Genomic DNA, 25167 nt, shown 5'->3' with positions numbered 1-25167 from the left:
ACTATGACTGACAAGGTGTTGCTTGTTGAAGATGATCCTGACATTGCTGAGCTTGTCAGAGTTAATCTTCAGGAGATTGGTATACAAATAAGCCACATTAATCAGGGCCGTGAGGCTGTGGCTGAGGCTTTGTCAGATGAATATGCGTTACTGCTGTTGGATTTAATGTTACCTGATATCAACGGCCTGGATATTTGTCGCCAAGTGCGGCAAGCCAGGCCCGCTCAGGCCATCCTAATGTTAACCGCTAAAGATACCGAGATGGACAGAGTGGTTGGTTTAGAGCTGGGCGCCGATGACTATATGACTAAGCCGTTCAGTGTCAGGGAATTGCAAGCAAGAGTTCGTGCACAGTTGCGTCGGGCCTCATTACTTGGTCAGCAGGATAGGATGGCCGCACATGCTAAGCTGCATCTGGGGCGTCTTTGTATTGATCAAGTGCAGCATGTGGCCAGTTTGGGACAACAAGCCTTAGAGCTGACAGCAACGGAGTTTGAACTGCTCTACTATCTGGCCCGTCATCCTAACCAGGTGTTTAGCCGCAGCCAATTACTAGAGTCTGTATGGGGTTACCATCATAGTGGCTATGAGCATACCGTAAATTCCCACATTAATCGGCTGCGCAATAAAGTAGAGAAAAATCCCAACCAACCACAGATCATCCAAACTGTCTGGGGTGTAGGATACAAACTCAGCCCTCACGGAGTGCAGGCATGAGTTTGTCCCTTTACCAGCGCTTGGCGATATCTCTGGTATTGGTATTTATGCTGATATTGGGTGTGTTTTATTGGTGGAGTAGTGAGTTACACACTCGTACTCGACTGGAAGCTGAACAGCGCTTACACCTGAACTTGGCTGCACATCTGGTACACGATAATCCCCTTTTGGCTGATGGTGTTTACGATTACCAGGGGCTGGAAAACTTATTTCATACGTTGATGCTGCTTGGTCCCAGTTTTGAATTTTATTACTTGGATCCAAACGGGAAAATTCTGACGTACTCGGCTAAGCCCGATAAAATTAGGCGCGCGGCGGTTAGCCTGACGCCTATCTCACAGTTGCTTGAGCATCCTGATACTGTACCGGTTTTGGGTGATGACCCGAGAAACCCTCTTGGTCAAAAAATATTCTCTGCGGCACCAGTTAACAAAGACGGAAACTTGCAAGGCTATCTGTATATGATCATTGGCGGCGAGGCCTATGATTCGGTGTTTGCTAAGGTATGGGAAAGTACAGCATTGCAACAACTAGCTTTATGGGTGGCAACCACCCTGTTCTTTTTGCTGATTGTGCTTTTGGGGCTGTTTCGCTTTTTTACCCGACCTTTACAGAAACTCACTGTTACCATGCAGGAGTTTCGTGCCAACGCCCAAGTGCTTAAACCGGAGCAATGTACAAGCCAGAATCACAGTGAAGTACACCAACTAGGTTGTGCGTTTCAAGAAATGGCGGCACAAATTAATGCGCAGTTTGAAAAAATGCGGCAACTGGACGAGCAGAGACGAATATTGCTGGCCGACTTATCCCATGATTTGCGAACACCTTTGGCGAATTTACAGGGGTATATTGAAACGCTGGCATTGAATGAACAAAGCCTAAGTGAGTCTGAGCGCAGACGCTTTGTTGAAGTCTCACTTAAGAATGCTCGTAATCTCAAGCGCCTTATTGATCAAATTTTTGAGCTAGCTTATTTGGAGGGGGGACAGATCACCCTGAGCCAGGAAGCTTTTCCACTCGGTGAGTTGTTGTACGACGTAGTCGCAAAGTTCGCTCTAAGTGCCGGAAAAAAAGGTGTTGAGTTACATATCTTCCCAGAACATTGCGGCTGTCAGGTATTTGCTGATATTGCCAAGTTGGAACGGGTGTTGACCAATTTGCTCGAAAATGCGCTGCGTCATACTCCTTCTGGGGGGCGTATTAACATTCGCTTAGTTTTACGGGATGGTAAAGTTCGGGTGGAAGTGCAGGACACAGGTGTGGGTATTGGTCAAAACGAGCTTGCTTATATTTTTGATGCCAGATACCGGGCTAGCAACAGTCAGGAAGATCGCACCTTGCATACAGGGTTGGGGCTTGCCATCAGTAAAAAACTGATGGCACTGCTAGACTCTGAACTTAAAGTACAAAGTGAGTTGGGTAAAGGAACCTGCTTTAGCTTTGAATTGAAGCAGGCTTCCTATTAATCGACCTCAGTCTTTAAGACGAGCTGCAAATTTCTGCCGGAATTTGGCCAGTTTTGGAGCTACCACCATATTGCAGTATTGATTCTGCGGATTGTTGCGGAAATAGTCTTGGTGATAGTCTTCTGCCTGATGATAATTACTCAGCGCGGTGACTTCAGTAACAATAGGGTCTGGCCAGATATCTTGTTCTGCCAACTCTTTTATCAGAGATTCTGCCACAGCTTTCTGTTCATCGTTATGATAAAAAATCGCACTGCGATACTGGGTGCCAACGTCATTGCCTTGGCGGTTCAGTTGCGTTGGATCGTGTAAAGCAAAGAAAATTTCCAAAATATCCCGATAACTGAGCTGGTCGGCATCATAGTTTATGCGAACCACTTCGGCGTGCCCTGTATCACCCTCGCAAACCGCTTTATAAGTCGGGTTTTGCATATGACCGCCAGCGTAGCCGGAGTATGCAGACTCAATGCCCTGCAAGGCATTAAATGCCGATTCAATACACCAGAAACAACCACCGGCTAATGTAGCCTGATGAATAGTCTTTGCCATTTTTACCTCTTGCGTGATAAGCCCGCATCAATACAAGCTCAATTAACGTTCGCGTCGTAGATCAGACCGGAATTATCATCATAATATCTCAATCAAAGTGCGCTTTAGAAGCCGGCCCGTTATTCTGCTGACGCTTTTTTGCCAACCACTGATAATCCGCGGCCTGCTGAGGGCACGAATATTTACGTTTACGGCAAAGACATTTTGTTACTTGGCTGTTAACATCGGCCATCCGGAACACAACTACAACGATAAACTCCAGGAGTCCACGACGTTATGAAGCGTGAAGAATTCAGTTCCAGCCTGGGATTCGTCCTGGCTGCCGCAGGGTCGGCAGTGGGCATAGGCAATCTGGTCGCATTCCCTGTTATGGCAAGTAAGAACGGCGGTGCCGCTTTCTTGATTATGTACGCCATTTTCGTATTTTTTATTTGTTTACCTGTGATGCTTGCCGAGATGAGTCTGGGCCGTCATACCCGGCAGAATCCGCTGGGTGCCTACACAGAGATAGGTCAGAATCGTGCCTGGCGCACGGTTGGCTGGATGTCGGTTATCACGCCCTTTATGATTGGTGTGTTTTATATGGTCATCACTGTATGGATATTCGGCTATCTGGCCAAATCAGTGCTGGGACAACTGAATATTCTGGCCGCCCCAGAGAGTTTTGGCGTTTTTATCAACAGCGATGAGCTGTTTGTTTATATGGCGGTGGTCATTGGCCTGACGTTCCTCATTCTGCAAGGGGGCGTGAAAAGGGGCATAGAAAAGGCTGCTAAGGTGTTGATGCCTTTACTGTTCCTGATGCTGATAGCCTTGGTTATTTATGTGATGACGCTGGAAAACGCGGTGCTGGGGGTGAAGTTCTTCCTTATCCCTGAGTTCGATAAGTTAACAGGCAAAGTATTAAATGGTGCATTGGCACAGGCCTTCTTTTCCTTATCACTGGCCATGGGCATTCTGATCACTTACGGTTCTTACATCCAAAAAGAAAACAACATTGTGCAGGCCGGTAAAATGGTAGCCGGCTTGTCGCTATTAGTAGCGGCTTGCTCAGGCTTATTGATTTTACCAGCGGTATTCTCATTCAACCCTGATGTGCAGCTCAGCACTTTGTCTGAGTCGAGCATTAGTATGATCTTCACCTTCCTGCCGAAGATTTTCCTGGCGCTGCAATCTGACATTGGTTATTTCGGTGCGTCCTTTATCGCCAGCTTTTTCTTTCTGTTGGTATTCTTTGCCGCCCTCACTTCGTTGGTCTCCATTATTGAAGTGCCGGTTGCCAGCCTGATGGATGGTAAGGGCGTCGGCCGTCGTAAGGCGCTGTTCTTCCTTGGCGGTGGCATGGTCTTGCTTGCGATCATCTGTGCCTTGTCATTTGGCCGGGTTGAGCTGTTCTCCAACCTGACTTCTTATGGTTTGAATGCTGCGGGTGAGCCTTTGACCAAGTCGTTCTTTGATGTGGTGTACGATATTTTCTATGAAACTATCTTGCCACTGAACGGCCTGTTGCTGTGTTTATTTGTTATCTACAAATGGCGTAAGCAGAACTTTGATGCGGAAATCAGCCAAGGTAACAGTACCTTTGCTGGGTCCTTGCTGCAGAAGTATGTCAACTTCTCGCTGGGGACTTTTATTCCTGTGATCTTGGCTGTTATCTTCGTAAACACTGTCTCAACGGTATTCTTTGGCAAGAACCTGTTGTTCTGACAGAGACTTCCTTGAAAAATAAAGGCAGCCAAGGCTGCCTTTATTTTTTTCAGTCGAGCTCTATCGGCATATCGAAAGGGCTTGGATATTGCAGCCTGACCCCTAATTTTTTCAAACTAGCTTCCGCATTGATCCATCGTCCCTCGTCCAGGGTAACCTCCTGACTGAATTGGGGAGGAGGCAGGCCGGCTTTAACCGCGGCCCAACTATAGAAGTCTGCTCTGCTCGGGTGCCCAGTAGCGCTAAGATGAAAAAGTTGCTGCCACTGCTCCTGTTGAATGATGGCCACAATCACTGTGATGACATCCTGCAAATGCACCAGGTTGACCTTCTGCTCGCCTTTACCCAGCGTTCTGCCGCTGAGTTGTTTGACTGGGTGTCGCTCGGGGCCGATCAAGCCTGCCAGGCGTAACACACTGCCTTGGCCACTTTCTAATACCTGTTGCTCTAATATGACATGAGCTTGGGCTGATGCAGTCTGGGGTAGTGGCAGCTGAGTTTCGGTTATTTCGCCTGCGACTTCACCATATACGGACGTACTGCTGACAAAGAGAATTTTACTTTGCTGTTCTATTGCTTGCTGAATCAGGGCTGTCATATTGCTGATAAAAGTCAGTTCATCAAACTGCCTGCGTCCCGGCGGGAGATTCAGTACTAATACTTGTGGTGAATTATCAGACCAGGGTAAAGGTTCACCAAGTGTGAATCTGTGGGCGTTGATGCGTTGCTCTGATAACAGTTTAAGTTTGCTGTCACTGCGGGATGTACCTAACACTGTATACCCACTGTTTATGAGTTGTTGTGCCAGAGGAAAGCCCAGCCAGCCACAGCCGCAAATGCCAATTGTTTTAAACATACAAAAAAAGCGGCTTTCGCCGCTTCGGGAAAATGAAAGGTAAGCGCAGCTTACATGGATTGGCTGGACGCAGAAACCTTGATCATATCTAAGTTTGCCAATGCAGGAATCTCGTCGTTAATTTCACTTTCCAGACGGTCCAGTGCTCGTAAATCTACACACAGCACTTCCGCTTTAGCCTCGATATCATCAGCTTTCGCTTCCATGTCGGCTTCTAGTTGCGCCCCAAAGCTTTCCATACGTGCTTCAAACGCCTTCATATCACCACCACTGAATAGCATCTCTTTACCCAAAGCGATCATCAAGCTTCCCATTGAGCGCTGAACCAGGCTTTCTATACGTTGCTCAAATTCTTTTTCGAAGTCTTCGCCTAGAAATTCGCCGTCTTCAAATCGTGCAGAGTCAAAGCGAATACTGCCGTCTTGTGCGTAGAATTCATTGGTTAATTTACCCCTTAGGTTTTCAATCTCTGCTGACAAGTCAGCGACCAGATCATTGTCTTCACCCAATAATTCGTTGAAAGCGCGATTAATTCCTTCGTTGGCCAGAGAAACAGCATCCAGCGCCAGGTTGGCAACCTTAGGTGCCAGGGTTTCGACCTTTTGATGATAACTATTCAATAGGTACAGTTGACCAGCATCTAAGTTCATTGCGTTGCCATTCAGGCGAGCGCTGTGGCCGTCCAACAAGAGGCTGCGATTATCATCTAACTTTAAGGTGAGATTGCTATGGTTCAGCGCCATATGTCCTTTAATGTTCATATTGCAGTCCTGGGCCATGACAGCAGAACTGCACAGTATGGTTGTGGCGGCGATAAGTGCTTTCATATTCGTATCCTCAATGAGCCAGTGCTTTGTATGACTACAGCAACCCTTATGCCAAAGATTAAATCTCTTTAAAAACAGGTGTATAGGCTTTATTTTCAATGCGAGGAAGGCGGGGGTATGGTTAACTTTGTTAAGTGTTAGTGAATTACGCCATAAATTAGGCAACAAACAATTCGCTTGAAGTTGCAAAAAATTTGATCCAAGCCACTGATCTCTAGGCGGCTTTTGGTGCATAATAACCTCAGCTTGAACGATATTGGGGTGAATTATGAGCAACTGGACCGAAGCCGTATTATTTGGCTTGGCACTGATGGCCTTTGTTTTGGGCTTTAGCAGCATCATTATGGCAATGATCCACAAGCCTGTGTTAGTGGATGATGTAATGAAAGAAAAAGTTGAGTATGGCTTTTTCGGTGTAACTGGCTTGGTACTGTGTATCTTGTTTAGTTATGCTATTTAATCAACGAGTTGAGTTGAAAGCAAAAAAGCGCCTATGGCGCTTTTTTTGTAGATAGTCTTTTTGTATAGCCTTACCCGTTTAAGACTTCGTGCTAAGAGGCAATGAAAAAAGGCGGAGTTACGCAGTAGCCTCCGCCCTCTTATAGGACCGGTTTTGATTTAGGCTTTGTGGTAGGTATCCACGCCTAGCATTTTATACAGCAAGCAAACACCGGTAGATGAGCTTATCCACAATACTACCCCTAGTGCGGCTAATATCAGGCTGGTGGTATTAGAGTACAAACCCTCTACAGCAAGAGCCAGCAGGATACAGGACAGAATTGAACGAACGGCTGTATCCAGAATGCCAACATTGTCTTTATCTTTCATCGTTTTTCTCCGCCGATTTGATGGCATCATTATCTGGTTTGAACAAAAATTGAACTTTGACACCCGTCAAATTCCTGAACGCAATAAATTGTTCCAGATCAAATTTGTCTTGTGATGGTGACAGGGCATATAGTGAGGCTTCAGCAGGGAGAATGCGGATGGATGTAACGATAAGCGCAGTGTTTCTCAACGCGCTGGTGCTGGAAGACGATGGTATTACCCAGGAATTGTTGGGGCATGTTCTGCGTGACATGAACTTCGCTGATATCAGTTTTTTTGGCGACGGGCGCCCCGCTCTTGAACATCTTAAGGGTATCGGCAGTGGCTACTATGATTTGGTCATTTGCGACTGGCATATGCGTGAGATGAATGGTCTGGGTTTTTTGCAAGCTTTTCGGAAACTTGAACCGCAAACTCCCCTCCTTATGCTGACTGGTGACGCTACCCGGGAAAATGTCGTCGAGGCGTCCAAAGCTGGCGTTACTGAATTTATTGCTAAACCTTTCTCCAGGAAAGAATTACAGGAAAAGCTAGCCCGGGTGTTGCGTGAAAAATTGCAACGAGATTACCGGCAAGACATCATTGATTAAAAAGTGGGTTGTATGGATTTTGATCAGATAATCGATCGGCGTGAAAGCTGCTCGTTTAAGTGGAATAAGTACGCTGGCAAGGACATCTTGCCTGTATGGGTTGCTGACAGTGAATTTAAATGTGCGCAGCCTATTTTAGATGCCCTGCACCAGCGGGTAGAGCATGGCTTACTTGGCTACACCCTGCCAGCTCAGTATGAACCGGCTAAAGTAGCTATTAAGGATTGGATGGCACGCCGACATGATTGGCAAATTGAAACCGACTGGATCGTCTGGACGCCAGGTGTGGTACCTGCCTTTAACGTAGCTTGCAAAGCCTACTGTGAAGAGGGTGACAAAGTATTAGTGCAAGTCCCCAATTACCCCCCCTTATTAGCCGCCCCGGGTCTGAATAAGTTACAAAGAGTAGATATTCCCACCATGGAGAATGCTGGCCGCTGGGAATTGGATTTTGAAACTCTGGAGCGCGAAGCGGCCGATCCTAAAGCCAAGCTACTGATTTTATGTAACCCCATGAACCCGGTTGGCGCAGTATTCAGTGAAGCTGAACTGCAACGAATTGCTGAAATCTGTAAACGCCACAATCTCATGTTGTGTTCTGATGAAATTCATTGTGATTTGGTATTGGATGAGCAGGCGCGACATATTCCAGCCAGCAAGATAGAAAGTTTACAAGACAATTCAGTGACGTTGATGGCTGCCAGCAAGACCTTTAATGTGGCGGGTTTAGGTGCGTCTTTTGCCATCATCCCGGATGCCCGCGTGCGCCAGCAGTTTGTGCAAGCTGCCATGGGGATTGTACCTTGGGTCAATGTGTTGGGACTCTATGCTACCGAAGCGGCCTTTAGTCGATGTGATGACTGGTATGAAGCGCAGCTAAATTACTTGCGTGGTAATCGTGATTACCTGATGCAAGAGATTAATAAGATCCCTGGCCTTAAAATGCTTACCCCGCAAGCGACCTTCCTGGCCTGGGTCGATGCCAGTGGTTTGGGAGTCGAGAATCCGCAAAGCTGGTGTGAAGAGCGAGGGGTAGGCCCTTCACCAGGGGCTGACTTTGGTGATAAGCAGTTCTTCAGGATCAACTTTGGTTGTCCGCGTAGCCAGCTGGAGCAAGTGGTCCAACGTTTGAAAGTCTAGCTAAACTCTGATGAAGGACAGTGTGCTTATGTATTCTGTCCTTGCGCCGATAAAGACAACAGACTTAGAAGAGGATTGAAAATGAAAGCCATTGCCGGTCTGACCTTGATGCTGCTGTCTTTGTCTGCACAGGCCGAAGAGCTAAAAGCGGTGCAGTTGTATTCTCAGGATGAACTGATTGGCATGATTCGGCAGAACACTCATCTTGATAGAGTGGTGCTGGATAAATGTCAGTTGGTACAGGATATTGAGGCACGTGCTGACACCCTGTTAGTGCCAGCCTATCAGTTCCTGTGGGGCGATATGTTAGCCTGGGGTGTATGTGTAAAAGCCGATCCTGAGCGTGGCGTAAACTTTATGAAGCAGGCGGCGCAGCAAGGCTTACCTGAAGCATTGGAGCAATTAGGTCGTTACTACGCATTAGGTAAGTTAGTTCAGCAAGATAAGCAAAAGGCCGTGGTGTTTTTGCGTGAGGCCGCGGGCCTTGGTAATCTCCAAGCACAAATACGTCTGGCTGAGTTGTTTATCGAAGGCTATGGCAGCCCCTATGATTACGAGGATGCCTACCACTGGCTGTATAATGCCATCACCAGTGATAAACCCACTCACCAGAAAATTGCACACTGTTTGTCTGAGCTGGAAAAACTGATGCATCCCAAGGCCGTACGTGCCGCTAAACGCGAGTTAGACAGTTAGTTTCAGGTTTATTTGGCTTCCTTAATCATAAGGTCTGAACGGACCGCCTGAAATTCCTTACTACTATCAATGCGCGAGTTCGCTATACTAGGCACCTAAACCTGATATAACGGACTCCGCATTTGTCTCAATCTGACGATCCCTATTTCCAACGGGAACAGGAAAAGTACGAAAATCCTGTTGCCAGCCGCGAATACCTGCTGCAAATTTTAACCGAACACAACAAGCCGCTGTCCTTTCTGGAGATCTGCGAGTTGGTGAATGCTATCGATGAAGAAAGCCGGATTGGTATTCAGCGTCGACTGCGTGCCATGGAGCGGGAAGGGCAAATCTTGTTTAACCGCAACAAGAAATATGGCTTGGCAGATAAAATGGACCTGATACGCGGAAAAGTGTTGGGACATCGCGATGGTTTTGGTTTTCTGAAGCGCGATGACGGTCAGCCGGACCTGTTTATTCACAATGCACAGATGCAGGCATTGCTGCACGGTGACATTGTGCTGGTGACAGAGAGTAGTCAGAATTTCAAAGGGAAGAAAGAAGCGCGCATCGTACGTATTGTCGAGCCACGCAGCGAAGCCATTGTCGGTCGTTTCTTCCTGGAGCATGGCTTGGGGCTGGTGGTACCGGACGATAGTCGCATTTGTCAGGAGATTATTATTCCTCCTGAGCATGTGAATGGTGCCAGACAAGGCCATGTGGTAGTGGTGGAGATTATCCAGCGCCCCATGAAACGCGTGAATGCCGTCGGTAAGATTATCGAAGTACTGGGTGAGCATATGGCCCCCGGCATGGAAATTGAGATGGCATTGCGTACCTTCGATATTCCGCATAACTGGCCAAAAGAGGTTGAGAAGCAGGTCAAGGGCCTAACCGAGCAGGTACCAGAAGAGGCTAAGCAAGGGCGTGTCGATTTACGTCAGATGCCATTGGTCACTATAGACGGTGAAGACGCCCGGGACTTTGATGATGCGGTGTACTGCGAACCTTTGGACGATGGTGGATGGCAACTTTGGGTTGCCATAGCGGATGTCAGCTATTATGTGCGTCCTGGTACGGCACTGGATAAAGAAGCTATTGAGCGTGGCAACTCGGTGTATTTCCCCGAGCAGGTGGTGCCCATGCTGCCGGAAGTGCTATCCAACGGGCTATGTTCCTTAAACCCGCAGGTTGACCGTTTGTGCATGGTTTGCGAGATGCAAGTCTCCAAGTCCGGACAACTTAAAGACTATCGCTTCTATGAAGCCGTAATGAATTCTCATGCCCGTCTGACCTACAGCAAAGTGTGGGATATTCTGCAAGGTGACAAAGAACTCTATCAGCGTTATGAACCCTTAGTGCCACATCTGCGCCATCTGCATGATTTGTTTAGAGCCCTGAAAAAGGCCCGTGGCAGACGAGGCGCTATCGAGTTTGAAACCCAGGAAAACAAATTTATCTTCAATGCCCAGCGCAAGATTGATCATATAGTGCCGGTGGTGCGTAACGACGCGCACAAGATGATTGAGGAATGTATGATTCTGGCCAACGTCAGTGCGGCCAACTTCCTGCAAAAGCACCAGGCGGAAGGCTTGTACCGGGTGCATGACAAGCCCGACCAAGACAGACTGTTAAGTTTCCTTAGTTACCTTGGCGAAGTGGGAATTCCACATGGCATTGGAAAAGATCCAAAGCCGGAGGACTTCTCCAACGTGGTAGATAAAATTGCCAACCGTCCGGATCAGGAGTTGATCCAAACCATGTTGTTGCGGTCGATGAAGCAGGCTGTGTATGACCGCGAGAATTTAGGACATTTCGGTCTGGCGCTGGATGCCTATGCACATTTTACCTCACCTATTCGTCGCTACCCTGATTTGGTGGTGCACCGGGCGATTAAAGCGATACTTGATAAGCTGGCATCACGTAAGAGCAAAACTGGCGGCAAGGCATACTCCGACGAAGAGGTCTCGCAATTGGGCATCCAATGTTCAATGACCGAGCGCCGTGCCGATGATGCCACCCGCGATGTGGCTGACTGGCTGAAATGCGAGTTTATGCTGGATCATGTGGGCGACAGTTTCGATGGCGTGATTGCTTCGGTAACCAGTTTTGGTTTCTTTGTTCGATTGAGTGATTTCCATATCGATGGCTTAGTGCATATCTCCGCGCTGGAAAACGATTACTATCACTATGATGAGTTAAAGCAGCATTTGATCGGTGAAAACTTCGGCACAGTGTACCGCCTCGGTGATCAGCTCAGGGTAAAAGTGGCCGGGGTTAACCTTGATGACCGCAAAATTGACTTCGTGTTGGATCAGCCTATGGGCAAAGGCAAGGGCGGCCGCAAGGTGATGATTAAAAAGGCCAAGAAACCTAAAGTCGAGGAAGTAACAAAATCAGCCTGGCCAACGGGCGGCAAAGCGAAAGCCCCGGCCCGACAAGGCAGGCGCAGCGAGTCACCAGACAGTGAACAGCGCAAGGGCGGCCGCAAGGCGTCAGGCAAACCAACCAGTAGGAAAAAGAAGTAAATGGCGCAGCAAGAATGGCTATATGGCATCCATGCTCTCGAATCGCTGCTGCAGCGTGAGCCGGAACGTTTGATTGAGCTTTTTGTGCTGAAAGGGCGGGAAGATGAACGCCTGACCAATATCATCAATCAGGCCAGGCGTTTTGGTGTCTCTATACAGTTCTGTCAGCGTAAAACCCTGGATGACAGGGCTCAAGGTGAGCAACACCAAGGTCTAGTTGCCAAGGCCAGGCCAGGTCGTCAATATGACGAGAAGGACCTGGATGACATTGTGGCACGTAATACCACCCCGTTTTTGTTGGTGCTTGATGGGGTTACCGACCCGCATAATTTGGGAGCATGTCTGCGTACGGCGGATGCTGCTGGTGTACATGCTGTCGTGGTGCCAAAGGACAAGTCTGCATCTTTAACGCCAACGGTACGCAAAGTGGCGTGCGGTGCAGCCGAGGTAATTCCTTTGATTCAAGTAACTAATTTGGCCAGAACCTTGAAAGAGCTTCAGCAGGCCAGTGTATGGATTGTGGGAACCGCAGGCGAAGCAGAGCAGGATATCTACCAGTCTAAGCTAACCGGCCCCATTGCATTGGTTATGGGGGCAGAAGGTAAGGGAATGCGCAGACTTACGCGCGAACACTGTGATGAACTTATCAAACTGCCCATGGCAGGCTCGGTATCTAGTTTGAATGTGTCGGTGGCAACAGGGATCTGTTTATTTGAGGTGGTAAGACAAAGGCAGATGTAGCCTTTAGGGCTCGCACAAAATAACTCATTGGGGGGCTAGGGTGTTAGGTTGTGATTTTTACCCAATAGATGCTAAACAGATAGACAAAAAGCAATTGTTCTTTATTGAGTTTTTCCAGTAGTGAGCCGACATCAAGCCTTAATTTTGTGCCTGAGAAATATATATACGGGGGACTGGTTGCCCCCTATGCTGGTTTGGTTATTTATCTGCAGTTCTGCACTGGCCGAAGAACGCAACGTTATCGCTGCCGCTGAACTCAGCGGACTATTTCAAATTGGTGATGAAGGTAATGAGCCGACAGGTGTCTATTACCATTTATTGTCACAAATCCTCTCTGAAACCGATTTGGCACAGCGCTATCAAGTGGTAGTGATGCCAATGAAGCGAGCCAAAGCCAGTTTTCTACAAGGTAACTTTGCATGTTATTCCCCTGGGGTAGAAACCTTTGAGGAGGCTGAGCGGAACTTGCTACCGTGGGATTTGCTGAGTAGCCGCGCATTTAATATGGCTCTGGTCAGAGTCGTCTCGACTCATGAGCATCATCTGGTAAGGAGTGTGGATGATGTCTCGAACAAAGATGTGATCAGCTTGGTCAGAGGCGTTCCGATTAGCGAAACCATGCAAAAGATGATGGCTAAGGCTCGGAAAACCTTTATGGTGCAAACTGAGCTAGAAAACTTAAAGCTGCTCGTGTCAGGTCGGGTAAATTTAATTTTTGCGTTTTATCCCGATATTGTTTTTGCTTACAAGGAACTTGGGTTAAAAGAGCATTTTCCTTATGCAGAATATTATTCTCCTCTAGTGATCCGCGACAACATCATTTGTCATGCTGAGCATAGACAGGCCTTTGCGTTAATTGAGGCAAAGATTAGTCAATATCGACAGGACGGTACTTTGAAGAGAATTTTGCAGGACTTCTACTTAGATGACCCTATTCATCCATAACCCCTGCATGTTTCTTCTGGTTCACCAACTGCCCAATCCAAGGCAAAGAAGAGCTCCGTAATCTGGAAAGGTGATGAGCTACGGTTAGAGTGAAACTCCGTTAGCAACGAAATCTATCCTTCTGCCTGTTTTCCTACGCTAAAAAGGCGCCAGTGTTTAGGCGCAAAACCCAATTAAATGTGGCTTTGTTAATGGGAATTGTAAAGCTATGTAAAGATTGGTAATGATTGTGAATCCTCGAGAACTTGCTTGTTTTACTTGGGTCTGTTGGAGGTCAAGCTGACCTTATAAGTAACGAGGACCCTAAATGTATTTTAAAGCTCTTTCTGTTCCGCTGCTGGTTTCAGCATCTGTCTTAGCCTTGGCTGGCTGCGGAGGCTCTAGTAGCGACGATAGTGTTTACCCTAGCGCCTATATCCAGTTTTATAACGGTTCACCCAACAGTGCAGATACCGACCTTTATTTGGGCGATACTGAACTTGGAGGAGCTGCTTACGGTGATGCATCTGGTTTAAGTACCGTCGATGCGGGCGATGCCACCCTGGCCCTGAAACGCACTGATGCTAACGATAAAGTGGTTGAAGTGATGAGCAAATCGATAACATTAAGTGAAAGCCACAAGTCCTTGTTCATGCTTATCGGTGATTATGAAGCACCAACATTGGTTGAACATAAATTTGAGCGCCAGGAGCTAACAGATCATTTTATTTTGTACGCAATGTCTGCGGTTGAAAGTGCCAATTACGATCTGTATATGGCTGAAGCGGGCGCGCCTTTCGGCGATGCCAATAAAATTGACAGCCTTAGCTTTGGTGACGTGATTGAGGGTAAGTATTGGGATGCTGACAGCGCCAATCCCAATTGGGACAGTGGAGACTATGTGGTGTTTCTGACTGAGCCTGGAAAAACTGAGGTTATTTACGAGAGCCCAACTATTAAATTCAGTTATGACACTGAGTACACCATGGTAGTCCGTCAGTCTGCTGGAACCTCGCAGAACAACCTCTCTGTCGATTTGATTATCAACTCTACAACAATTTCCAGCTATAAAGATGTAAGAGCCGGAGCGCAGTACAGGGTGTATAACAGCTTGGAAGAGCAAGGAATGACCGTCACAGTCAAAGGTACTGACACTGACAATCAAGACGCTCTGTCAAGCCGTGAGCTGGGTGAATTTCACTCTGTAAGGTATGGTGATTATCAGATTTCCGCAGTCACCGCTGATAGCACCTCTACCTTTAACAACCGTCTGCTAACCCTGAATCAGGGGGACGCTAAGACGGTTGTCGTCTATCTGAACAAAGAAGATAAACTCACCACTCTGGCTTTTGAAGAAAGTGATCTTCCCCAGGTATATGAGCATGAACTGAATGTAGTCAATTTGGTAAAAGACTACGCTAATGTCGACATCTATTTTGTCCGTCAGGACGAAACCGTTGAAACTGCACAATACAAGATCAAACGCTTGGGCTTTGCCAATAGCGAAGATATTACGTTACCCAGCGACTATTTTGAGATTATCGCTTTGCACGATGACAATAGTGGCAACCAGACATTACTGTATCGTACCGAGACCTTAGCTATTGATGAAGCGGTTAACTATATGGTCTCTATCGAGCCAGATGTGAGCTCTGCCAGCGGCTATCGAGTGGCGCTTTTACCGTAGATATCACAACAATATCAAATTAAAAGGCCTCGACTTTGAGGCCTTTTTTCTTCTTATGGGTGAAATTAGCAGGAAGCACCCCAATCTTGAAACAGTCAGAAAAGTGAGAACGCCCTAGTGGGCGAACTTTCGCCAAGAATGCATTTGGGAATTATCTAACCATTTGAATGTGAAGGTTTTATTTTGTTCTCTTTGCTGCGTTGGAGAGCCATCCGATAAAGGAACAGACCGCCAGGCGTTTTTTTCAACATTTCGGGTATCGCCGCAAATTCTTTTCTGTTATTATTTCGCGCCCTTTTTATAGGGGTATGACTATTAAAGCAGCTAACGGCCTGAGAAGGCCTTAACAACAGCGGAGCACTAACAATGATCCAAATGCAAACTAGCCTGGATGTTGCCGATAACTCCGGCGCTCGCAGGGTAATGTGTATTAAGGTTCTTGGTGGCTCGCATCGCCGTTATGCACATATCGGTGACATCATCAAAGTTACCGTCAAGGAAGCAATTCCTCGCGGTAAGGTAAAAAAAGGTGACGTACTGAATGCAGTGGTGGTGCGTACTAGAAAAGGCGTTCGTCGTCCTGACGGTTCTCTGATCCGTTTCGACAGCAACGCAGCCGTGTTGCTTAACAACAACAAGCAACCTATTGGTACGCGTATCTTTGGCCCGGTAACCCGTGAGCTTCGTGGAGATAAATTCATGAAGATCATCTCACTGGCCCCAGAGGTACTATAAGGAGTCACGATAATGGCAAGAAAAATTCGTCGTGATGATGAAGTTGTCGTATTGGCCGGTAAAGACAAAGGCAAAACAGGCAAAGTCCTGAAAGTGCTGGTTGAGTCTGACCGTCTGGTAGTAGAAGGTGTGAATGTGATGAAGAAACACCAGAAGCCTAACCCTCAGTTAGGTGTTGCTGGTGGCATCGTTGAGAAAGAAGCATCAATTCACGTATCGAATGTAGCGATCCTGAATCCTAAAACGGGTAAAGCTGATCGCGTCGGTTTCCGTTTTGAAGACGAGAAGAAAGTACGTTTCTTCAAGTCAAACGGTGAGCTGGTTTAATTAATTGGAGAGTACGATGGCGAAACTGCATGATTTCTATAAAGAAACAGTAGTGGCAGAACTTGCTAAGCAGTTCGGTTACAAAAGCGTCATGCAAGTCCCTCGGATTGAAAAAATCACCTTAAACATGGGTTTGGGTGAAGCTGTAGCGGATAAAAAGATTCTGGAAAACGCAACTGCCGACATGCAGGCAATTGCTGGCCAGAAGCCTGTTGTAACCGTTGCACGTAAATCCGTAGCGGGTTTTAAAATCCGTGAAGGTTATCCGATTGGCTGTAAAGTAACCCTACGTGGCGAGCGTATGTGGGAATTCCTGGAGCGTTTGATTTCAATCGCTATCCCACGTATCCGTGACTTCCGTGGTCTGAATGGTAAATCATTCGACGGCCGTGGAAACTATAGCATGGGTGTTCGCGAGCAAATTATCTTCCCCGAAATCGACTTTGATAAAGTTGATAAGGTACGTGGTATGGATATTACTATCACTACTACTGCCAACACGGATGAGGAAGGTCGCGCTCTGCTGGCTGCTTTTAACTTCCCATTCAAGAAATAAGGTGTAGGGTTATGGCAAAACAATCAATGAAAGCGCGCGAAGTAAAGCGCGCTAAGCTGGTAGCCAAGTACGCCACACAGCGTGCTGAGCTGAAAGCCATTATCAGCAGTGTAAACTCTTCTGACGAAGAGCGTTGGGACGCCGTGCTCAAGCTGCAATCATTACCTCGTGACTCTGCCCGTACACGTCAACACAACCGTTGCCGTATTACTGGCCGTCCTCATGGTTTCCTGCGCAAGTTCGGCCTGAGCCGTATCAAACTGCGTGAGGCCGCCATGCGTGGTGAAGTCCCTGGTCTGAAGAAAGCCAGTTGGTAAGGAGTAGCTAAGATGAGTATGCAAGATCCTATCGCGGATATGTTTACCCGCATCCGTAACGGTCAGCTGGCCAGCAAAGTGTCTGTCACTATGCCGTCTTCCAAGCTGCGTGTTGCGATTGCCAAGGTTCTGAAAGAAGAAGGTTACATCGCTGACTTCCAGGCATCTGGTGACGTTAAGCCGACCTTAGAAGTCACTTTGAAGTACTTCGAAGGTAAGAAAGTGATTGAAACTATCGAGCGTGTCAGCCGCCCTGGTCTGCGCATCTATAAGAAAAAAGATGAGCTGCCAAAAGTAATGGGTGGTCTGGGTATCGCTATTGTTTCAACGTCCAAGGGTGTGATGACTGACCGTGCAGCGCGTAAAGCCGGCATGGGTGGTGAAGTCATCGGCTATGTAGCGTAACGGAGGATTATTCGATGTCACGTGTAGCAAAAGCCCCAGTTGAGATTCAGGCAGGCGTAGAAGTAACTATCGCCGGTCAGGTAGTCACACTGAAAGGTAAGAACGGCACGCTGAGCCGTGAGTTCAACGGTGCAGTTGAAGTAGTTAAAGAAGAGAACAACCTGAAAGCTCTGCCTCGTGAAGGCGCAGTTGATGGTTGGGCCCAAGCTGGTACTGCTCGCGCACTGCTGAACGGCATGATGATCGGCGTCACCAACGGTTTCGAGAAAAAACTGCAGCTGCAGGGTGTTGGTTACCGTGCTTCAGCACAAGGTAACAAACTGAACCTGACTCTGGGTTTCTCTCACCCCGTAGTCTACGAAATGCCTACTGGCGTTAGCGTAGAGACTCCTACTCAGACTGAAATCGTCGTTAAAGGCGCCGACAAGCAGCAAGTAGGTCAGGTTGCAGCTAACATCCGTGGATACCGTCCACCAGAGCCTTACAAAGGCAAAGGTGTTCGTTACGCCGATGAAGTTGTGCGTCGTAAAGAAGCCAAGAAAAAGTAAGGGGTTGATACGATGGATAAGAAAACAGCTCGTTTGCGTCGCGCGACTCGCGCTCGCAAAAAGATCAGTGAACTGGGCGCAACCCGCCTGGTAGTACACCGTACTCCCCGTCACATCTATGCACAGCTGATTGCCGCTAACGGCTCAGAAGTGCTGGCGGCTGCCTCTACTGTTGAAGCCGATCTGCGTAAAGACCTGAAAGTAACAGGTAATGCAGATGCTGCTACTGCAGTGGGCAAAGTGATCGCACAACGCGCAATCGAAAAAGGCATTACTGAAGTGTCTTTCGATCGCAGCGGTTTCAAGTATCACGGTCGAGTGAAGGCATTGGCTGATGCTGCTCGCGAAGCAGGTCTTCAGTTCTAGGAGTAGATTATGGCTAAAGTAGAAGTTCAAAACGGTGAACTGTTAGAGAAGCTGATTGCCGTAAACCGTGTAGCCAAGACTGTTAAAGGTGGACGCATCATGAGCTTCACCGCGTTGACAGTAGTTGGTGACGGTAACGGTCGTGTTGGCTTCGGTTACGGTAAAGCCCGCGAAGTTCCTTCCGCGATTCAAAAAGCGATGGAAAAAGCGCGTCGTAACCTGGTTACTGTAGGTCTGAACGGTAATACCCTTCAGCACCCAATTAAGGGTCGTCATTCTGGCTCTCAGGTTTACATGCAGCCTGCATCTGAAGGTACCGGTATTATTGCCGGTGGTGCGATGCGTGCAGTACTGGAAGTCGCTGGCGTACAGAACGTACTTTCAAAATGTTACGGCTCTACCAACCCAATCAACGTAGTGCGTGCAACTATCAATGCCCTGGTGGATATGAAGTCTCCAGAGCAGGTTGCGGCTAAGCGTGGATTGTCCGTAGAACAGATTTTGGGGTAATGAATCATGGCTAAGACAATCAAAGTAAGACAAACCAAGAGCTCAATCGCTCGTCTGCCTAGCCATAAGGCTACGTTGACTGGTTTGGGTCTGCGTCGTATTGGTCATGTTCGTGAGTTGGAAGACACTCCTGCTGTTCGCGGTATGATCAACAAAGTCAACTACATGGTTGAGATAGTTGAGGAGTAACTCATGCATTTGAATACGATTGCTCCTGCACCTGGAGCTAAAAAATCATCCAAGCGTTTGGGCCGTGGTATCGGTTCTGGTTTGGGTAAAACCGGTGGCCGTGGTCACAAAGGTCAGACTTCTCGTTCTGGCGGTACCGTACGCGCTGGTTTCGAAGGCGGTCAGATGCCTATTCAGCGCCGTCTGCCTAAGTTCGGTTTCACCTCTCGTAAGTCTCTGGTTACTGACCAAGTTACGTTGGCTGAAATTGCTAAGGTAGAAGGTGAAGTTGTGTCACTTGAAACTTTAAAAGCTGCAGGTCTGGTTAAGAAAGACGTGCTGCACGTTAAAGTAATGAAAAGTGGTGACATCGCTCGCGCTGTTACTGTAAACGGCTTGAAGGTAACTAAAGGCGCCCGTGAAGCTATCGAAGCTGCTGGCGGTAAAGTAGAGGAATAAGCTAAATGGCTAAACCAGGATTGGATTCAGGCGCCAAAGGCGGTTTGACCGAGCTTAAATCAAGGCTGTTATTTGTCTTGGGTGCGATTATCGTATTCAGGCTTGGTTCTTTCGTGCCTATTCCTGGTATTGATGCTGCGGTGCTGGCGAGTTTGTTCGAACAGCAGAAAGGTACCATCGTAGAAATGTTCAACATGTTCTCCGGTGGTGCTTTAGAGCGTGCATCAATCCTGGCGCTTGGCATCATGCCTTATATTTCAGCGTCCATCATCATGCAGTTGTTGACGGTTGTTCATCCTCAGATGGCGGAACTGAAAAAGGAAGGTGAAGCAGGTCGTCGTAAGATCAGCCAGTACACCAGGTATCTTACCTTGGTACTGTCGATCTTCCAGGCAATAGCCATTGCCACTGGCTTGCCAAACCTGATGCAGGGCTTGGTGATTAATCCTGGTTTCGGCTTCTACTTTACAGCAGTGGTCAGTCTGGTCACCGGAACTATGTTCCTGATGTGGCTGGGTGAGCAGATCACTGAGCGTGGTATCGGCAATGGGATCTCCATTCTGATCTTCACCGGTATAGTTGCAGGTTTACCTTCAGCTATCGGTCAAACTGTGGAGCAAGCCAGACAGGGAGATTTGAACTTCCTGTTCCTGGTCCTGATTGGTGTGATTGTCGTCGCTGTGACGTATTTCGTGGTGTTTGTTGAGCGTGGCCAACGTCGTATCGTGGTCAACTACGCTAAACGTCAGCAAGGCCGTAAGGTATTTGCTGCGCAAAGCACGCATTTGCCACTGAAAGTCAACATGGCGGGTGTTATTCCACCAATCTTTGCTTCCAGTATCATCCTGTTCCCAGGTACACTGGCGAGCTGGTTTGGTCAGAATGAAGCGCTGTCCTGGTTGCAGGATGTGTCTTTGATGTTGTCCCCCGGGCAACCTCTGCATGCCATGTTGTATGCAGCAGCGATAATTTTCTTCTGTTTCTTCTATACTGCGTTGGTGTTTAACCCGCGCGAGACAGCAGATAACCTGAAGAAATCCGGTGCCTTTGTGCCTGGTATTCGCCCTGGTGAACAGACATCTCGCTATATCGATAAAGTGATGACACGCCTGACTTTGGCCGGTGCCCTGTACATTACCTTTATTTGTTTGGTGCCCGAGTTCATGATGATTGCCTGGAACGTGCAGTTCTACTTTGGCGGTACATCTTTACTGATTATCGTTGTGGTAATCATGGACTTTATGGCACAGGTCCAGACCCATTTGATGTCTCATCAGTATGAGTCTGTTCTGAAGAAAGCCAATCTTAAAGGCTTCGGTCGATAAGAAAGGCATTTACGGAGTAACGAAATGAAAGTTCGTGCATCTGTCAAAGCGATTTGCCGTAACTGCAAAATCATCAAGCGCAACGGTGTTGTGCGTGTGATTTGTAGCAGCGACCCTAAGCATAAGCAAAGGCAAGGCTAATCAACAACAAGCTCTTTTTGAGAGCTTAATTTGCAATTTTGTCGTTGGATAAGTATCCTAGCGGGCTTTTTAGGCTGACGACAATTTAACTATAGGAGTGCTGTTAGTGGCCCGTATCGCTGGCATTAACATCCCTGAACACAAGCATGCCGTCATCGCTGTCCAAGCGATCTTCGGTATCGGTGCTACACGTGCGAAGAGCATTTGTGCGGCCGCTGGTGTTGCAGAGACTACCAAGATCAAAGATCTTGATGAAACGCAAATTGACAAGCTGCGTGACGAAGTAGCCAAGTTCACTGTTGAAGGTGACCTGCGTCGTGAAGTGTCAATGAGCATCAAACGTTTGATGGACCTAGGTTGTTTCCGTGGCTTGCGCCACCGTCGCAGCTTGCCTGTACGTGGACAGCGCACTAAAACTAATGCGCGCACCCGTAAAGGTCCTCGTAAGCCGATTAAGAAGTAAGCGGGGGGATTTATGGCAAAAGCACCAGTACGTACTCGTAAGCGCGTAAAACGCCAGGTTGCTGATGGTATGGCTCATATCCATGCCTCTTTCAACAACACGATAGTGACTATCACTGACCGTCAAGGTAATGCCCTGTCTTGGGCAACTTCCGGTGGTTCAGGCTTCCGTGGTTCACGTAAGTCTACGCCTTTCGCTGCTCAGGTTGCTGCCGAGCGCGCCGGTGTTGCGGCCCAGGAATACGGTTTGAAAAACCTAGAAGTGTTTGTAAAAGGTCCAGGTCCAGGCCGTGAGTCTGCGATCCGTGCCCTGAATGCAACAGGTTACCGTATCACTAACATTACCGATGTGACTCCTATTCCTCACAACGGTTGTCGTCCACCTAAGAAACGTCGCGTATAAGCAGCGTTTTAGGACAGTTGGAGAAAGATCATGGCAAGATATTTGGGTCCCAAACTCAAACTTAGCCGCCGCGAGGGAACAGACCTGTTCCTGAAAAGTGGCGTTCGAGCAATTGACTCGAAATGTAAAATTGATACTGCGCCTGGTCAGCACGGTGCCCGTCGTGGCCGTTTGTCTGATTATGGTGTGCAGTTGCGTGAGAAGCAGAAAGTTCGTCGTATGTTCGGCGTGCTGGAAAAGCAATTCCGTAACTACTACAAAGAAGCAGCACGTCTGAAAGGCAACACAGGTGAAAACCTGCTGCAATTGCTTGAACAGCGTCTTGACAACGTGGTTTACCGCATGGGATTCGCCAGCACTCGCTCTGAAGCGCGTCAGTTGGTTAGTCACAAGGCCATTCTGGTCAATGGTAAAGTTGTTAACGTTCCTTCTTTTAGCGTATCTGCTGAAGACGTTGTGTCTGTTCGTGAAAAAGCTAAGAAGCAAGCTCGTATCGTGGCTGCTCTTGAGCTTGCCGATCAGCGCGAAAAGCCTACTTGGATAGAAGTGGACAGCAAGAAGATGGAAGGCGTATTTAAGCGCATTCCAGAGCGTAGCGACTTGTCTGCCGAAATTAACGAACAGCTGATCGTCGAACTTTACAGTAAGTAAAGAAGGTCAAAGAGAGGAAACAATGTCGGGTTCTGTAACTGAATTCCTTAAACCAAGGTTAGTCGAGATTGATAACGTATCCAAAACCCGCGCTAAGGTAACACTTGAGCCTTTGGAGCGTGGTTTCGGTCATACACTCGGAAACGCATTACGTCGTATTCTGCTTTCATCCATGCCTGGTTGCGCGGTAACTGAAGTAGAAATTGACGGTGTATTGCACGAGTACAGCACTAAGGAAGGCGTCCAGGAAGACGTTATCGAGATTCTGTTGAACCTTAAAGGTTTGGCCGTTCGTCTCGAAGGTAAGAATGAAGCCACCCTGACCCTGGTTAAGTCTGGTGCAGGCCCGGTAGTTGCAGGCGATATCCAGCACGATGGTGACGTCACTATCGTAAACCCTGAGCACCAGATTTGTACGCTGACAGGCGAAGCCTCTATCAGCATGCGCATTAAGGTGGAAATGGGCCGTGGCTATATTCCTGCTGCTACCCGTCGTACCTCTGAAGAAGACGACAGACCTATTGGTCGTTTGTTAGTGGATGCCTCTTTCAGTCCTGTAGAACGTATTGCATACAGTGTTGAGTCTGCTCGTGTTGAACAGCGCACAGACTTGGACAAACTGATTATCGATATGGAAACCAATGGCACTATCGACCCAGAAGAAGCCATCCGTCGTTCTGCTACTATTTTAGCTGAGCAATTGGATGCCTTCGTAGAACTGCGCGATATTAAAGAGCCAGTGGCTAAAGAAGAGAAGCCGGAATTTGATCCGATTCTGCTTCGCCCTGTAGATGATCTGGAATTGACTGTACGTTCTGCCAACTGTTTGAAAGCAGAAGCTATCCAGTACATTGGTGACCTGGTCCAGCGCACAGAAGTAGAGCTGCTCAAAACCCCTAACCTGGGTAAGAAGTCTCTGACTGAGATCAAAGACGTGCTCGCTTCTCGCGGACTCTCATTGGGTATGCGCCTGGAAAACTGGCCACCAGAGAGTATTGCTGAGAAAGACTAATCAGGTCGCAAGTTAAACTGATTTGTTAAGAAGGAAAGAACCATGCGCCATCGTAAGAGTGGTCGTCAGTTAAATCGCAACAGCAGCCATCGTCAAGCGATGTTCCGCAATATGGCAGGTTCTTTGGTGAAACACGAAATCATCAAAACTACTTTGCCTAAGGCGAAAGAACTGCGTCGCGTTATTGAGCCTCTGATTACACTTGCTAAGCAAGACAGTGTTGCAAATCGCCGTTTGGCCTTTGCTCGCACTGGTGATAAAGAGGTAGTAGGTAAGTTGTTTAATGAACTGGGTCCTCGTTATACCGAGCGTCCAGGAGGCTACATTCGTATTTTGAAATGTGGTTTCCGTACTGGTGACAATGCCCCTATGGCATATGTTGAACTGGTAGACCGCCCAGTTGCAGAAGAAGCAGCTACCGAAGAAGCAGCAGCTGAATAAGTTGTCTGTTAAATAAAAAAACCGGGCTTAGCCCGGTTTTTTTATTACCTGAAGAAAATCGTTAGTCACCTTTCAATATTGCTGCGACTTCCTCAGCATTGGCTCCAGCATTAATTGCGTACTGGGTAAGTTGTTCATCCGTTAAGCCTGCACTGCGAGCCGTCTCAAGAATTCGCTGTAGATTCTCATGATGAGAAGCGGACTCTTTGATTGCAGTGGTCACCACCTCATCTGCATTATCAGGATATGCCGCTAATAAAGCGTCTACTATGTACTCACCAACAAATGGAACGGCTTCCATCGCGGTTTTAATAATATCAACAAGCTTATTAGGGTGAGCTTTGGCAACAGAGCGCACTATCGCATCTGCAGAATTTGGCTCAGTGACCACCGCTACTCTGACAATATCGTCTAGCTCTTCAGGTGTGGAATAGACGGCGGCGCTAGCAACAAAGTCAACATAGCTGGGTTCAGCGTTAATGGCTGTCTCTACTATATTAGTGCAACTGGTGATGCCTTTTTCCAAAGCAATGCGCACAACGTCTTCTGTTAATGCGGGCTGCGCGGATATTGCGGCATGGATCACCTCTTTATATTGATCCGGATACAAATCCAAGGCGGTGCCTACTACTACCTCTACATCTTGAGGGTAGTGACTGACGATACTCTTTATTGCCCGGCCTATCGACATGTTCTGTGCGACTTGCCTTTGAATAAATTCTATTGTTTCCCTGTTCTTATTTGTTGTCTCGGATGTTTCTGTTGCTACTGCCGTCGTCCCTGTCACGGCCAATAACACTACCGAATATAATAATTTTCTCATGAACAGACTTCCGAAGGTGTCAAAACGACTGAGTCTCGACTTGGACTCTCGTACGGAAAAGGAGTTCAAGAGTAACAAGAAATAAACAAAACGAAACAAAAACAAGCCAATTGGCTGGAAAATAATCGGTTGAACTACAAAACTTAATAAATCTTAAAAAACCAGTTGACGGCTTCGCTGAAATCTCTAGAATGCGCACCACTTCGACGGGGTAGCCCGGCAGGCCAGGAAGGCAGAAGGATTCAGGGAACGGCAAGCAACGAAAGAATAAAAAGTTGCTTGA

34 protein-coding genes are annotated in these 25167 nt (G+C 47.6%); 28 read left to right on the top strand and 6 right to left on the bottom strand.

Annotation, left to right across the window (positions count from 1 at the left end):
* Positions 1-3: 3 nt before the first annotated feature.
* Positions 4-717, top strand: coding sequence for a response regulator transcription factor (locus J0A65_RS18675; RefSeq protein ID WP_206595854.1), 714 nt, complete (start codon positions 4-6; stop codon positions 715-717).
* Positions 714-2183 (top strand): sensor histidine kinase, encoded by a 1470-nt coding sequence (locus J0A65_RS18670; protein WP_206595853.1) that lies wholly within the window; start codon positions 714-716, stop codon positions 2181-2183. The genes J0A65_RS18675 and J0A65_RS18670 overlap by 4 nt, the downstream gene beginning before the upstream one ends.
* 6 nt (positions 2184-2189) lie before the next feature.
* On the opposite strand, the gene msrA is transcribed toward J0A65_RS18670, so the two are convergent.
* Positions 2190-2732, bottom strand: a complete 543-nt coding sequence (gene msrA / locus J0A65_RS18665) for a peptide-methionine (S)-S-oxide reductase MsrA (RefSeq protein ID WP_206595852.1) — start codon at positions 2730-2732, stop codon at positions 2190-2192.
* A 276-nt stretch (positions 2733-3008) separates the two neighbouring features.
* Between msrA and J0A65_RS18660 the strand changes: the two genes are divergently transcribed.
* Positions 3009-4439, top strand: coding sequence for a sodium-dependent transporter (locus tag J0A65_RS18660; RefSeq protein WP_206595851.1), 1431 nt, complete (start codon positions 3009-3011; stop codon positions 4437-4439).
* 49 nt (positions 4440-4488) lie between these two features.
* On the opposite strand, the gene J0A65_RS18655 is transcribed toward J0A65_RS18660, so the two are convergent.
* A complete protein-coding gene (locus tag J0A65_RS18655; RefSeq protein ID WP_206595850.1) occupies positions 4489-5295 on the bottom strand; it encodes an NAD-dependent epimerase/dehydratase family protein in 807 nt (268 codons plus the stop codon).
* A gap of 50 nt (positions 5296-5345) precedes the next feature.
* The gene (locus J0A65_RS18650) at positions 5346-6356 is read right to left on the bottom strand and encodes a DUF2884 family protein (RefSeq protein ID WP_206595849.1); all 1011 of its coding nucleotides are present in this window, start codon (positions 6354-6356) and stop codon (positions 5346-5348) included.
* A gap of 34 nt (positions 6357-6390) precedes the next feature.
* Here J0A65_RS18650 and J0A65_RS18645 point away from each other — a divergent pair, with 34 nt between their 5' ends.
* Complete coding sequence (locus J0A65_RS18645) at positions 6391-6582, top strand: hypothetical protein (protein ID WP_206595848.1); 192 nt, start codon at positions 6391-6393, stop codon at positions 6580-6582.
* Positions 6583-6740: 158 nt separating this feature from the next.
* On the opposite strand, the gene J0A65_RS18640 is transcribed toward J0A65_RS18645, so the two are convergent.
* On the bottom strand, positions 6741-6950 hold the full coding sequence (locus J0A65_RS18640) for a YgaP family membrane protein (RefSeq protein ID WP_206595847.1): 210 nt from the start codon (positions 6948-6950) through the stop codon (positions 6741-6743).
* A gap of 158 nt (positions 6951-7108) precedes the next feature.
* Here J0A65_RS18640 and J0A65_RS18635 point away from each other — a divergent pair, with 158 nt between their 5' ends.
* The 24 genes from J0A65_RS18635 to rplQ all read left to right on the top strand — a co-directional run bounded on the left by J0A65_RS18635 (position 7109) and on the right by rplQ (position 24061).
* A complete protein-coding gene (locus J0A65_RS18635) occupies positions 7109-7540 on the top strand; it encodes a response regulator (protein ID WP_206595846.1) in 432 nt (143 codons plus the stop codon).
* A 12-nt stretch (positions 7541-7552) separates the two neighbouring features.
* Positions 7553-8680, top strand: a complete 1128-nt coding sequence (locus J0A65_RS18630) for a MalY/PatB family protein (protein WP_206595845.1) — start codon at positions 7553-7555, stop codon at positions 8678-8680.
* An 81-nt stretch (positions 8681-8761) separates the two neighbouring features.
* Positions 8762-9376, top strand: a complete 615-nt coding sequence (locus J0A65_RS18625) for a tetratricopeptide repeat protein (protein ID WP_232848808.1) — start codon at positions 8762-8764, stop codon at positions 9374-9376.
* Between the two features lie 122 nt (positions 9377-9498).
* Positions 9499-11883 (top strand): ribonuclease R, encoded by a 2385-nt coding sequence (gene rnr / locus J0A65_RS18620; RefSeq protein ID WP_206595844.1) that lies wholly within the window; start codon positions 9499-9501, stop codon positions 11881-11883.
* Positions 11884-12624 (top strand): 23S rRNA (guanosine(2251)-2'-O)-methyltransferase RlmB, encoded by a 741-nt coding sequence (rlmB, locus tag J0A65_RS18615; RefSeq protein WP_206595843.1) that lies wholly within the window; start codon positions 11884-11886, stop codon positions 12622-12624.
* 186 nt (positions 12625-12810) lie between these two features.
* Positions 12811-13569, top strand: a complete 759-nt coding sequence (locus J0A65_RS18610; protein ID WP_206595842.1) for a hypothetical protein — start codon at positions 12811-12813, stop codon at positions 13567-13569.
* Positions 13570-13876: 307 nt separating this feature from the next.
* Positions 13877-15235 carry a DUF4397 domain-containing protein gene (locus J0A65_RS18605; RefSeq protein WP_206595841.1) on the top strand — a complete coding sequence of 453 codons (1359 nt, stop codon included), beginning with the start codon at positions 13877-13879 and terminating at the stop codon, positions 15233-15235.
* A gap of 366 nt (positions 15236-15601) precedes the next feature.
* Positions 15602-15970 carry a 50S ribosomal protein L14 gene (gene rplN, locus J0A65_RS18600; RefSeq protein WP_188695774.1) on the top strand — a complete coding sequence of 123 codons (369 nt, stop codon included), beginning with the start codon at positions 15602-15604 and terminating at the stop codon, positions 15968-15970.
* 12 nt (positions 15971-15982) lie between these two features.
* Positions 15983-16297 carry a 50S ribosomal protein L24 gene (gene rplX / locus J0A65_RS18595; RefSeq protein WP_188695772.1) on the top strand — a complete coding sequence of 105 codons (315 nt, stop codon included), beginning with the start codon at positions 15983-15985 and terminating at the stop codon, positions 16295-16297.
* A 16-nt stretch (positions 16298-16313) separates the two neighbouring features.
* Positions 16314-16853 carry a 50S ribosomal protein L5 gene (gene rplE / locus J0A65_RS18590; RefSeq protein WP_206595840.1) on the top strand — a complete coding sequence of 180 codons (540 nt, stop codon included), beginning with the start codon at positions 16314-16316 and terminating at the stop codon, positions 16851-16853.
* An 11-nt stretch (positions 16854-16864) separates the two neighbouring features.
* A complete protein-coding gene (gene rpsN / locus J0A65_RS18585; protein ID WP_206595839.1) occupies positions 16865-17170 on the top strand; it encodes a 30S ribosomal protein S14 in 306 nt (101 codons plus the stop codon).
* Positions 17171-17182: 12 nt separating this feature from the next.
* A complete protein-coding gene (rpsH, locus tag J0A65_RS18580; protein WP_188695766.1) occupies positions 17183-17575 on the top strand; it encodes a 30S ribosomal protein S8 in 393 nt (130 codons plus the stop codon).
* 14 nt (positions 17576-17589) lie between these two features.
* Complete coding sequence (gene rplF, locus J0A65_RS18575; protein ID WP_206595838.1) at positions 17590-18123, top strand: 50S ribosomal protein L6; 534 nt, start codon at positions 17590-17592, stop codon at positions 18121-18123.
* Positions 18124-18135: 12 nt separating this feature from the next.
* Entirely contained in the window at positions 18136-18489 is a 354-nt protein-coding gene (rplR, locus tag J0A65_RS18570) for a 50S ribosomal protein L18 (protein WP_188695761.1), read from the top strand.
* Positions 18490-18498: 9 nt separating this feature from the next.
* On the top strand, positions 18499-18999 hold the full coding sequence (gene rpsE, locus J0A65_RS18565) for a 30S ribosomal protein S5 (RefSeq protein WP_102798677.1): 501 nt from the start codon (positions 18499-18501) through the stop codon (positions 18997-18999).
* Between the two features lie 3 nt (positions 19000-19002).
* Positions 19003-19188 (top strand): 50S ribosomal protein L30, encoded by a 186-nt coding sequence (rpmD, locus tag J0A65_RS18560; RefSeq protein WP_425427716.1) that lies wholly within the window; start codon positions 19003-19005, stop codon positions 19186-19188.
* Positions 19189-19191: 3 nt separating this feature from the next.
* The gene (gene rplO / locus J0A65_RS18555; RefSeq protein ID WP_206595837.1) at positions 19192-19626 is read left to right on the top strand and encodes a 50S ribosomal protein L15; all 435 of its coding nucleotides are present in this window, start codon (positions 19192-19194) and stop codon (positions 19624-19626) included.
* A 5-nt stretch (positions 19627-19631) separates the two neighbouring features.
* On the top strand, positions 19632-20951 hold the full coding sequence (gene secY / locus J0A65_RS18550; RefSeq protein ID WP_206595836.1) for a preprotein translocase subunit SecY: 1320 nt from the start codon (positions 19632-19634) through the stop codon (positions 20949-20951).
* Positions 20952-20975: 24 nt separating this feature from the next.
* A complete protein-coding gene (gene rpmJ / locus J0A65_RS18545) occupies positions 20976-21092 on the top strand; it encodes a 50S ribosomal protein L36 (RefSeq protein ID WP_102798681.1) in 117 nt (38 codons plus the stop codon).
* Positions 21093-21198: 106 nt separating this feature from the next.
* Complete coding sequence (rpsM, locus tag J0A65_RS18540; RefSeq protein ID WP_206595835.1) at positions 21199-21555, top strand: 30S ribosomal protein S13; 357 nt, start codon at positions 21199-21201, stop codon at positions 21553-21555.
* Between the two features lie 12 nt (positions 21556-21567).
* Positions 21568-21957: a 30S ribosomal protein S11 gene (gene rpsK / locus J0A65_RS18535; RefSeq protein ID WP_102798683.1), complete on the top strand. Its 390-nt coding sequence runs from the start codon at positions 21568-21570 to the stop codon at positions 21955-21957.
* A 30-nt stretch (positions 21958-21987) separates the two neighbouring features.
* Positions 21988-22608: a 30S ribosomal protein S4 gene (gene rpsD, locus J0A65_RS18530; protein ID WP_206595834.1), complete on the top strand. Its 621-nt coding sequence runs from the start codon at positions 21988-21990 to the stop codon at positions 22606-22608.
* Between the two features lie 22 nt (positions 22609-22630).
* Positions 22631-23620: a DNA-directed RNA polymerase subunit alpha gene (locus tag J0A65_RS18525; protein ID WP_206595833.1), complete on the top strand. Its 990-nt coding sequence runs from the start codon at positions 22631-22633 to the stop codon at positions 23618-23620.
* A 42-nt stretch (positions 23621-23662) separates the two neighbouring features.
* Positions 23663-24061: a 50S ribosomal protein L17 gene (rplQ, locus tag J0A65_RS18520; RefSeq protein ID WP_102798686.1), complete on the top strand. Its 399-nt coding sequence runs from the start codon at positions 23663-23665 to the stop codon at positions 24059-24061.
* Between the two features lie 61 nt (positions 24062-24122).
* Here the strand turns inward: rplQ and J0A65_RS18515 are convergent, their stop codons facing one another.
* Positions 24123-24884, bottom strand: coding sequence for a hypothetical protein (locus J0A65_RS18515; protein WP_206595832.1), 762 nt, complete (start codon positions 24882-24884; stop codon positions 24123-24125).
* Positions 24885-24903: 19 nt separating this feature from the next.
* A partial coding sequence (locus tag J0A65_RS18510; RefSeq protein ID WP_206595831.1) for a hypothetical protein occupies positions 24904-25167 on the bottom strand: 264 nt, incomplete at its 5' end.

The sequence above is a fragment of the Bowmanella yangjiangensis genome (genome assembly GCF_017255015.1).
GTDB classification, from domain to species: Bacteria; Pseudomonadota; Gammaproteobacteria; order Enterobacterales; family Alteromonadaceae; genus Bowmanella; species Bowmanella yangjiangensis.
The sequence above is the reverse complement of the archived record's forward strand: the minus strand, read 5'-3'. Positions and strand labels throughout refer to the sequence as shown.

What these genes read in the sequence shown, in the direction of transcription:
- J0A65_RS18675 (WP_206595854.1), top strand. Translation starts at nt 4, where the DNA reads ATGACTGACAAGGTGTTGCTTGTTGAAGATGATCCTGACATTGCTGAG.
- J0A65_RS18670 (WP_206595853.1), top strand. Translation starts at nt 714, where the DNA reads ATGAGTTTGTCCCTTTACCAGCGCTTGGCGATATCTCTGGTATTGGTA.
- msrA (WP_206595852.1), bottom strand. Translation starts at nt 2,732, where the DNA reads ATGGCAAAGACTATTCATCAGGCTACATTAGCCGGTGGTTGTTTCTGG.
- J0A65_RS18660 (WP_206595851.1), top strand. Translation starts at nt 3,009, where the DNA reads ATGAAGCGTGAAGAATTCAGTTCCAGCCTGGGATTCGTCCTGGCTGCC.
- J0A65_RS18655 (WP_206595850.1), bottom strand. Translation starts at nt 5,295, where the DNA reads ATGTTTAAAACAATTGGCATTTGCGGCTGTGGCTGGCTGGGCTTTCCT.
- J0A65_RS18650 (WP_206595849.1), bottom strand. Translation starts at nt 6,356, where the DNA reads ATGCACCAAAAGCCGCCTAGAGATCAGTGGCTTGGATCAAATTTTTTG.
- J0A65_RS18645 (WP_206595848.1), top strand. Translation starts at nt 6,391, where the DNA reads ATGAGCAACTGGACCGAAGCCGTATTATTTGGCTTGGCACTGATGGCC.
- J0A65_RS18640 (WP_206595847.1), bottom strand. Translation starts at nt 6,950, where the DNA reads ATGAAAGATAAAGACAATGTTGGCATTCTGGATACAGCCGTTCGTTCA.
- J0A65_RS18635 (WP_206595846.1), top strand. Translation starts at nt 7,109, where the DNA reads ATGGATGTAACGATAAGCGCAGTGTTTCTCAACGCGCTGGTGCTGGAA.
- J0A65_RS18630 (WP_206595845.1), top strand. Translation starts at nt 7,553, where the DNA reads ATGGATTTTGATCAGATAATCGATCGGCGTGAAAGCTGCTCGTTTAAG.
- J0A65_RS18625 (WP_232848808.1), top strand. Translation starts at nt 8,762, where the DNA reads ATGAAAGCCATTGCCGGTCTGACCTTGATGCTGCTGTCTTTGTCTGCA.
- rlmB (WP_206595843.1), top strand. Translation starts at nt 11,884, where the DNA reads ATGGCGCAGCAAGAATGGCTATATGGCATCCATGCTCTCGAATCGCTG.
- J0A65_RS18610 (WP_206595842.1), top strand. Translation starts at nt 12,811, where the DNA reads ATGCTGGTTTGGTTATTTATCTGCAGTTCTGCACTGGCCGAAGAACGC.
- J0A65_RS18605 (WP_206595841.1), top strand. Translation starts at nt 13,877, where the DNA reads ATGTATTTTAAAGCTCTTTCTGTTCCGCTGCTGGTTTCAGCATCTGTC.
- rplN (WP_188695774.1), top strand. Translation starts at nt 15,602, where the DNA reads ATGATCCAAATGCAAACTAGCCTGGATGTTGCCGATAACTCCGGCGCT.
- rplX (WP_188695772.1), top strand. Translation starts at nt 15,983, where the DNA reads ATGGCAAGAAAAATTCGTCGTGATGATGAAGTTGTCGTATTGGCCGGT.
- rplE (WP_206595840.1), top strand. Translation starts at nt 16,314, where the DNA reads ATGGCGAAACTGCATGATTTCTATAAAGAAACAGTAGTGGCAGAACTT.
- rpsN (WP_206595839.1), top strand. Translation starts at nt 16,865, where the DNA reads ATGGCAAAACAATCAATGAAAGCGCGCGAAGTAAAGCGCGCTAAGCTG.
- rpsH (WP_188695766.1), top strand. Translation starts at nt 17,183, where the DNA reads ATGAGTATGCAAGATCCTATCGCGGATATGTTTACCCGCATCCGTAAC.
- rplF (WP_206595838.1), top strand. Translation starts at nt 17,590, where the DNA reads ATGTCACGTGTAGCAAAAGCCCCAGTTGAGATTCAGGCAGGCGTAGAA.
- rplR (WP_188695761.1), top strand. Translation starts at nt 18,136, where the DNA reads ATGGATAAGAAAACAGCTCGTTTGCGTCGCGCGACTCGCGCTCGCAAA.
- rpsE (WP_102798677.1), top strand. Translation starts at nt 18,499, where the DNA reads ATGGCTAAAGTAGAAGTTCAAAACGGTGAACTGTTAGAGAAGCTGATT.
- rplO (WP_206595837.1), top strand. Translation starts at nt 19,192, where the DNA reads ATGCATTTGAATACGATTGCTCCTGCACCTGGAGCTAAAAAATCATCC.
- secY (WP_206595836.1), top strand. Translation starts at nt 19,632, where the DNA reads ATGGCTAAACCAGGATTGGATTCAGGCGCCAAAGGCGGTTTGACCGAG.
- rpmJ (WP_102798681.1), top strand. Translation starts at nt 20,976, where the DNA reads ATGAAAGTTCGTGCATCTGTCAAAGCGATTTGCCGTAACTGCAAAATC.
- rpsK (WP_102798683.1), top strand. Translation starts at nt 21,568, where the DNA reads ATGGCAAAAGCACCAGTACGTACTCGTAAGCGCGTAAAACGCCAGGTT.
- rpsD (WP_206595834.1), top strand. Translation starts at nt 21,988, where the DNA reads ATGGCAAGATATTTGGGTCCCAAACTCAAACTTAGCCGCCGCGAGGGA.
- J0A65_RS18525 (WP_206595833.1), top strand. Translation starts at nt 22,631, where the DNA reads ATGTCGGGTTCTGTAACTGAATTCCTTAAACCAAGGTTAGTCGAGATT.
- rplQ (WP_102798686.1), top strand. Translation starts at nt 23,663, where the DNA reads ATGCGCCATCGTAAGAGTGGTCGTCAGTTAAATCGCAACAGCAGCCAT.
- J0A65_RS18515 (WP_206595832.1), bottom strand. Translation starts at nt 24,884, where the DNA reads ATGAGAAAATTATTATATTCGGTAGTGTTATTGGCCGTGACAGGGACG.